Raw genomic sequence first — 6,925 nt, 5'->3', positions numbered from 1 at the left:
GCCGACCGCGTCGTCTTCCTCGCCGACGGCCGGATCGTCGACGAACTCCACGGCCCCACCGCCGACACCGTCCTGGACCGCATGCGCCGCTTCGACGCCAAGGGCCGCACCAGCTGACCCGGCGACAGCCCGCAGCCCCGAAACCCCGAAGCCACCCGTCCCACGAGCGACCCCAGGACTGACACCTCCTCATGTTCCGCACCGCACTACGCAACGTGCTGGCCCACAAGGGCCGACTGTTGATGACGACGCTCGCCGTCATGCTCGGCACCGCCTTCGTGGCAGGCACCCTCGTCTTCACCGACACGCTCGGCAGCGCGCTCAGGTCACAGAACTCCAAGAGCTACACCGACATCGCCGTCACGGTCAGCGACCGGGAGGCCGTCGGCCGCGGCTACGACCACGGCAGCAAGGCCCACACCGGCCCGACCCTCACCGAGGACACCCGCAAGGCCGTCGCGGCACTGCCCGGCGTGGCCGACGTGCGGGGGGTGGTCAGCGGCTTCGCCGGCATCGCCGACAAGAAGGGCGCGCTGATCGGCAACGGCTTCTCCACCACCGGCACCAACTACGTGCCGGGCGCCGACGGCACCGACCCGCGCTACCCGCTGGTCGAGGGGCGCGGCCCGAAGAACGCCAGCGAGATCGCACTGGACGCCAGGACCGCCGAGAAGGGCGGCTACAAGGTCGGCGACACCGTCCGGGTGGCCGTCAACGGCCCGGTGATGGAGCTCAAGCTCACCGGCACCCTGCGCACCAACGACCCGCGTGTGGTGGCCGGCGGCTCGCTGGCCGCGTTCGACAGCGCCACCGCCCAGCAGCTCTACCTGAGCCCGGGCCGCTTCGGCGAGCTGGACGTCAAGGCCAAGCCGGGCACCGACGACTCCGCGCTGCTCGCCACCGTCAAGCAGACCGTCCCGCACGGTGACAACCTCGACGCCAGGACCGGCCGCGAACTGGCCGACGAGCAGGACCGGATGATCCAGCAGGGCACCAAGGGCATGAGCACCGCCCTGCTGGTCTTCGCGGGCATCGCGCTCTTCGTCGGCATCTTCATCATCGCCAACACCTTCACCATGCTGGTCGCCCAGCGCACCAAGGAGCTGGCCCTGCTGCGCGCCATCGGCGCCAGCCGCAAGCAGATCACCCGCTCCGTCAAGATCGAGGCGGCGCTGGTCGGCCTGACCGCGTCGGTGGCCGGCCTGGTGGCCGGCATCGGCATCGCCGCCGGGCTCCAGGCGCTGCTGAACGGCCCGCTGGAGGCCAACCTGCCGGACGGCCCGCTGGTGATCGCCCCGAGCACCGTCATCGCCGCGCTCGCGGTCGGCGTGCTGGTGACCCTGGTCGCCGCCTGGCTCCCGGCCCGCCGCGCCTCCCGGATCGCCCCGGTGGCGGCGATGAGCTCGGCCGAGCAGCCCGCCACCCAGAAGAGCCTGGTGGTCCGCAACACCATCGGCCTGGTGTTCGCCCTGGCCGGCGCGGCCGCGCTGGCCGCGGGTGCGGCGGGCAAGGAGGTCAAGCTGGTCGGGGCCGGCGCGGGCGCGCTGCTGATCGGCGTGTTCGTGCTGACCCCGCTGCTGTCGCGGCCGCTGATCGCGCTGTTCGCCCCGCTGCTGCGCGGGCTGTACGGCACCCCGGGCCGGCTGGCCAAGGAGAACGCGATCCGCAACCCGCGCCGCACCGCCGCCACCGCCTCGGCGCTGACCATCGGCGTCACCCTGATCACCGCGCTGACCGTGGTCGGCGCCTCGGTGAACAAGGCCGTGGACAAGGCGACCGCGAGCGACCTCAAGGCCGACTTCACGGTCACCATGCAGAACTACTCGATGCTCTCCCCCGAGGTCGCCGCCCAGATCGCCAAGGCGCCCGGCGTCAGCGCGATGAGCGTGGAGCGCACCATCCCGGTGACGACCGGCTCGAACGGCTCGCACGGCGCGGACGACTCGGACGGCGCGGACGGCTCGGACACCGAGTGGCTGACGGCGGTGGACGCCGCGACCATCGACCAGCTGGCCACCGTCAAGGTCAAGGAGGGCGCCGCGGACGCCCTCAAGCAGGGCAAGCTGCTGGTCGGTTCCGGCTCCGCCGGGCGCACGCGCTACAAGGTCGGCGAGACGCTCGCCGTCACCTACCCGGACGGCACCAAGGGCTCACTGACCGTCGGCGGCGTGCTGGAGTCCAACACCTCGCTGGCCGGGATCGTCGCCCCCGACGCCGTGGTCGGCCCGCACGCGGCACCCGGCACCGGCCCGAACCGGGTCCTGGTAAAGGGCACCGACGGCCCGACCGAGAAGCTGAAGCAGGCGCTGCGCGACGCGACCGGCGGCAACCCGCTGATCGCCGTCAAGGGCGAGAAGGACATCAAGGCGGAGAACCGCCAGATCGTCACCGGCATCCTGAACATGATGTACGGGCTGCTCGGGATGTCCGTGGTGATCGCGGTGCTCGGCGTCGTCAACACCATGGCGATGTCGGTCTTCGAGCGCCGCCGGGAGATCGGCATGCTGCGGGCGATCGGCCTGGACCGGCTCGGCATCCGCCGGATGGTCCGGCTGGAGTCGCTCCTGATCGCGCTGTTCGGCGGGCTGGTCGGCGTCGTCCTCGGCATCGTGGTCGCCTGGGCAGGCCTGCGCACCCTGACGGACACCTTCAAGGGCATCACCACCGAGGTACCGCCGCTGCAGATCCTCGGCTTCCTGCTGGCGGCCGCCGTAGTGGGCCTGGTGGCCGCCCTCTGGCCCGCCTACAAGGCGGCGAAGATGGACATCCTGGGCGCCATCAAGAGCGAGTAGGCCCGGGGCCGTACGAAGGGAGCCCCCGGGGCGGTTCGAGCGAACCGCCCCGGGGGCTCCTTCGCGTCACGGCCCGGCGAACACCACGCTCCGGTCGGACGGTTGCCGCGAGCCGGTGGTCAGTCCGGCGACGGAGACCAGGAGTTGGACGACCGGCGAAGCCGTCCACCCCTCAGCGTGACGGCGGGGCGCGTGCCGTTCCACGCCGGCAACGGTTTGTCGGTGGCGTGTGCAAGCATCGATCCGCACAGCAGGTGCGTCGCGAGGGGGTTGGTCATGGAGTCGAGCCGGATCACGGGCGAGGGCCCGGACGGCCACCAGCACGTCATGCGGGTCACCCGCGGCTACGGCAACGTCCGTCACGTGAGGTGCGAGACCTGCGGCTACCGCAAGCAGGCCGTGTTCTCGGCCCGGGCCAAGGCCGAGGAGCACCTGTCCTCCGACCACGACGCGGGCGGGTTCCGGCAGGAGTTCAGCCCGGCGCCGATCATCCTGGGGATCCTCGGGTTCATCGCGCTGGTCATCGGCCTGGCGGTGCTCCGGCCCGGCCACTGACCGGGGCGGAACGCACACGCGACCGCCCCGGCCGACGGGGTGCCGGGCGGGGCGGTGACGGTGGACTGCCGGGTCAGGCAGCCGACTTGGCGGCGACGGGCCGGGCGGGCTCGGCCTTGCCACCGCCGAACAGGTTGAAGAACACGGCCAGGGTCGGCAGCAGGTAGAGCAGCCAGACCACCAGCTGCAGCACGGTCGGGTCCGGCTGGAAGTTGAACACGCCCTTCAGCAGGGTGCCGTACCAGCTGTCCTTGGGGATGGTGCTGGAGATGTCGAAGGCCAGGTCGTGCAGGCCGGGCAGCCACCCGGCCTCCTGCAGATCGTGCACGCCGTAGGCGAGCACACCGGCCGCGACCACGACCAGCATCGCGCCGGTCCAGGTGAAGAACTTGGCCAGGTTGATCTTCAGCGCGCCGCGGTAGAACAGCCAGCCGAGCACCACCGAGGTGAGCAGGCCGAGCGCGGCGCCGATCAGCGGGTTCCAGCCGTCGTCGGTCGCCTGCACCGCGGACCAGATGAACAGCGCGGTCTCCAGGCCCTCCCGGCCGACCGCCAGGAAGGAGGTGACCACCAGGGCCGTCGTCCCCATCGCGATCGCCGCGTCCAGTTTGCCGTGCAGCTCGGACTTCAGGTGCCGGGCGGTGCGCCGCATCCAGAACACCATCCAGGTCACCAGCCCGACCGAGATGACCGACAGCGAGCCGCCGAGCGCCTCCTGCGCCTCGAAGGTCAGCTGCGAGGAGCCGAACTGCAGCACCGCGCCGAAGGCCATCGAGAGCACCACGGCCGAGCCGACGCCGAGCCACACCGGCGGCAGCTTGTCCCGCCGGTCGGTCTTGACCAGGTAGGCGATCAGGATGCAGACGACGAGGCTGGCTTCGAGGCCTTCGCGCAGGCCGATCAGGTAGTTGCCGAACACGCGGGCTCCTGGGGTGTCGTGGGGGAGGTACGGGGGGACACGGTCGGGGCCAGGGGCCTAGCCGAACAGGGCCTGGCCCCACCACTCCCCCGGCTTGCGCACGCCCGCCGGGCAGGCGAAGTGGGCGGAGCCGACGTGCTGGATGTACTCGTTGAGCTTGTCGGAGGCCGCGAGCCGCTGCTGCAGCGGCACGAAGGCCTTGCGGGTGTCCCGCTGGTAGGCGAGGAAGAACAGTCCGGCGTCCAGGCGGCCGAGGCCGTCGGTGCCGTCGGTGAAGGAGAAGCCGCGGCGCAGGATCATCAGACCGTTGTTGGCGTCCGGGTGGGCCAGCGCGACGTGGGAGTCGGCGGGCATCGCCTTGAGGTCGGGGGCGTCGTGCTCCTTGGCCTTGCCGTACGGGGCGCCCTCGCCCTTGGTGCGGCCGAAGACGTCCTCCTGCTCCTTGAGCGAGGTGCGGTCCCAGGTCTCGATGTGCATCCGGATCCGCCGGGCGACCAGGTAGGAGCCGCCGGTCATCCACTCCGGGCCGTCGCCGGGGGCGGCCCAGACGTGGCCGGAGAGCTTCGCGGTGTCGGTGCCCGCGATGTTGTGGGTGCCGTCCTTGAACCCCATCAGGTTGCGCGGGGTCTGCGCGTCCGGGGTGGTGGAGGAGGTCTTGCCGAAACCCAGCTGGGACCAGCGGATGCTGACGGTGCCCATGCCGATCCGGGCCAGGTTGCGGATCGCGTGCACGGCGACCTGCGGGTCGTCGGCGCACGCCTGGACGCAGATGTCGCCGCCGCTGCGCAGCGGGTCGAGCTTGTCGCCCTTGAAGTTCGGCAGGTCGATCAGGGCCTCGGGGCGCTGGGCCTTGAGGCCGAAGCGGTCGACGCCCTCCTTCTCGAACAGGCTGGGCCCGAAGCCGACGGTGAGGGTGAGCCGGGAGGCGGGCAGACCCATGGCCTCGCCGGTGTCGTCCGGCGGCGCCTCGGGCAGACCGCTCGCCGCGCCGGTGCCGACCTCGCGGCCGCCGGTCATCGCGGCGGCCGCCTTGGTCCACTCCTTCAGCAGCTTGACCAGGGACTCCCGGGTGGCCTTCTCGGAGACGTCGAAGGCCGCGAAGTGCAGCCGGTCCTGGACCGGGGTGGCGATGCCCGACTGGTGATCGCCGTAGAAGGGCACCTCCCCGCCGCCGGCCGCGCCCGGCGCCGGGGCCGGGTCGTCGTCCTGCCGGCTGGCCGCGGCGACCGAGCCGACGGCGGCGGCGCCGAGCGCGACGCCCGCGCCGGCCCAGCCGATGACGGCGCGTCGGCTGACCGTGCCCCGGTCGGTGGTGGTGGCGGCGGCAGCGGCCGTCATGCCGTTCTGCTGCTCGTTCTCGGCGTCCATCGGCGGGCGGGCCCTTCTCACTCTTGCTGAACTGCTCTGCTACTGAGGTGCGCCGTCGCTGAACCGCTCGGCGCGGGGGTACTGGTGCCGGTGGCCGGTTACTTGACGACCACGGCGGCGGCCAGCTTCGACAGCGGCTCGCCCAGCGAGTTCACCGCGTCGGAGAAGGTCTTGCGCTCGGCCTCGGCGACCTTGTCGTAGGGGGTGAAGGTGCCGTCGGCCTGCTTGTACTTGGCGAGCAGGGCGTTGATGGCGGCGAACTCGGAGTCGAGGGTCTTGGACAGCTCCGGGTCCTTCTCGGCGGCGACCGGCTTCAGCAGCTCGTAGGCCTTCTGCGCACCCTCGACGTTGGCCTGGAAGTCGGCCAGGTCGGTGTGGCTGTAGCGGTCCTCCTCGCCGGTGATCTTGTTGGTGGCGACCTCGTCCAGCAGCTCCTTGGCGCCGTTGGCCATGCTGGTCGCGGTGATCTCGGCGGAGGGGATCTTCTTCTGCCAGTCCTTGAGGTCGTTGACCAGCTGGTCGGCGAGCTTCTTCTCGTCGTCGCCGATCTTGGCGTCGGCCCACAGGGCCTTCTCCAGCCGGTGCCAGCCGGTCCATTCCTGGCCCTGCTCCAGCTTGTCCTCGCGGGTGTCGGTCTTGGGGTCGACGTCGCCGAAGCTCTCGGCGACCGGTTCAGTGCGCTCCCAGCCGGTGCGCGAGGGGGCGTACAGCGACTTGGCCTTCTCCAGGTCGCCGCCCTTGATCGCGGCGGCGAAGGCCTCGACGGCCGGGATGGTCGCGTCGGCCTGCTCCTGGGCGTACTTGCGGTAGGCGTCGACGGCGGTGGCCAGGCGCGGATCGGCCGCGGCGGAGCTGCCGCCCTCGCCGGTCACGGTGATCTTCTGCCGGATGCCGTCGCCGACCATGCCGGGCTTGCAGGCGATCTCGTACGAGCCGGCCTTGATCTCGGCGTTGATGGTGGCCTTGGTGCCCGGGCCTATGTTCTCGCGCTCGGTGACGATCTTGTCGCCCGCGCCGTAGACGTAGACCTCGGTGGTCTTGGAGCCCTTGTTGCTGATGTCCAGCACCACGTGACCGGCCGGGAAGCCGGTCTTGGAGACCTCGCAGGCGGTGTCGGTTGCGTTCACCTTGACGGCGTCCGAGCCGCCCGCCTTGTCGTCCTTCTTGGACGCGCAGCCGGCCAGGGTGGCGGTCGCCACGGCGAGGGTGAGCAGCGCGGCTGCGGTGGAACGGCGACGGGCGGGCATGGGGGCTCCAACGGAAAAGGGCATGGGGGTGCCAAGTCGTGGTA

5 protein-coding genes and 1 pseudogene are annotated in these 6,925 nt (G+C 71.4%); 3 read left to right on the top strand and 3 right to left on the bottom strand.

Features of this window, described 5'->3' with window-relative positions; translation table 11 throughout:
- From ABZW30_RS25435 to ABZW30_RS25425, 3 genes and pseudogenes are all read left to right on the top strand, one after another.
- A pseudogene (locus ABZW30_RS25435) lies at window positions 1-117 on the top strand (ABC transporter ATP-binding protein); the annotation flags it as partial.
- Between the two features lie 74 nt (window positions 118-191).
- A complete protein-coding gene (locus ABZW30_RS25430; RefSeq protein ID WP_355673492.1) occupies window positions 192-2,792 on the top strand; it encodes an ABC transporter permease in 2,601 nt (866 codons plus the stop codon).
- 276 nt (window positions 2,793-3,068) lie between these two features.
- Window positions 3,069-3,347, top strand: a complete 279-nt coding sequence (locus ABZW30_RS25425) for a hypothetical protein (protein WP_355673491.1) — start codon at window positions 3,069-3,071, stop codon at window positions 3,345-3,347.
- A gap of 73 nt (window positions 3,348-3,420) precedes the next feature.
- Here ABZW30_RS25425 and efeU read toward each other — a convergent pair whose 3' ends face one another.
- The 3 genes from efeU to efeO all read right to left on the bottom strand — a co-directional run bounded on the left by efeU (window position 3,421) and on the right by efeO (window position 6,881).
- Window positions 3,421-4,266 carry an iron uptake transporter permease EfeU gene (efeU, locus tag ABZW30_RS25420; RefSeq protein WP_355673490.1) on the bottom strand — a complete coding sequence of 282 codons (846 nt, stop codon included), beginning with the start codon at window positions 4,264-4,266 and terminating at the stop codon, window positions 3,421-3,423.
- A gap of 57 nt (window positions 4,267-4,323) precedes the next feature.
- On the bottom strand, window positions 4,324-5,604 hold the full coding sequence (gene efeB / locus ABZW30_RS25415) for an iron uptake transporter deferrochelatase/peroxidase subunit (protein WP_355673497.1): 1,281 nt from the start codon (window positions 5,602-5,604) through the stop codon (window positions 4,324-4,326).
- A gap of 128 nt (window positions 5,605-5,732) precedes the next feature.
- On the bottom strand, window positions 5,733-6,881 hold the full coding sequence (gene efeO, locus ABZW30_RS25410; protein WP_355673489.1) for an iron uptake system protein EfeO: 1,149 nt from the start codon (window positions 6,879-6,881) through the stop codon (window positions 5,733-5,735).
- Window positions 6,882-6,925: the final 44 nt, after the last annotated feature.

Origin of the sequence: Kitasatospora sp. NPDC004669, from assembly GCF_040609455.1 — a bacterium.
GTDB lineage: Bacteria > Actinomycetota > Actinomycetes > Streptomycetales > Streptomycetaceae > Kitasatospora.
The sequence above is the reverse complement of the archived record's forward strand: the minus strand, read 5'-3'. Positions and strand labels throughout refer to the sequence as shown.

Bases quoted from the DNA above. Each gene is read 5' to 3' on its own strand.
- efeO (WP_355673489.1), bottom strand. From the start codon at position 6,881: ATGCCCGCCCGTCGCCGTTCCACCGCAGCCGCGCTGCTCACCCTCGCC.
- ABZW30_RS25425 (WP_355673491.1), top strand. From the start codon at position 3,069: ATGGAGTCGAGCCGGATCACGGGCGAGGGCCCGGACGGCCACCAGCAC.
- efeB (WP_355673497.1), bottom strand. From the start codon at position 5,604: ATGACGGCCGCTGCCGCCGCCACCACCACCGACCGGGGCACGGTCAGC.
- ABZW30_RS25430 (WP_355673492.1), top strand. From the start codon at position 192: ATGTTCCGCACCGCACTACGCAACGTGCTGGCCCACAAGGGCCGACTG.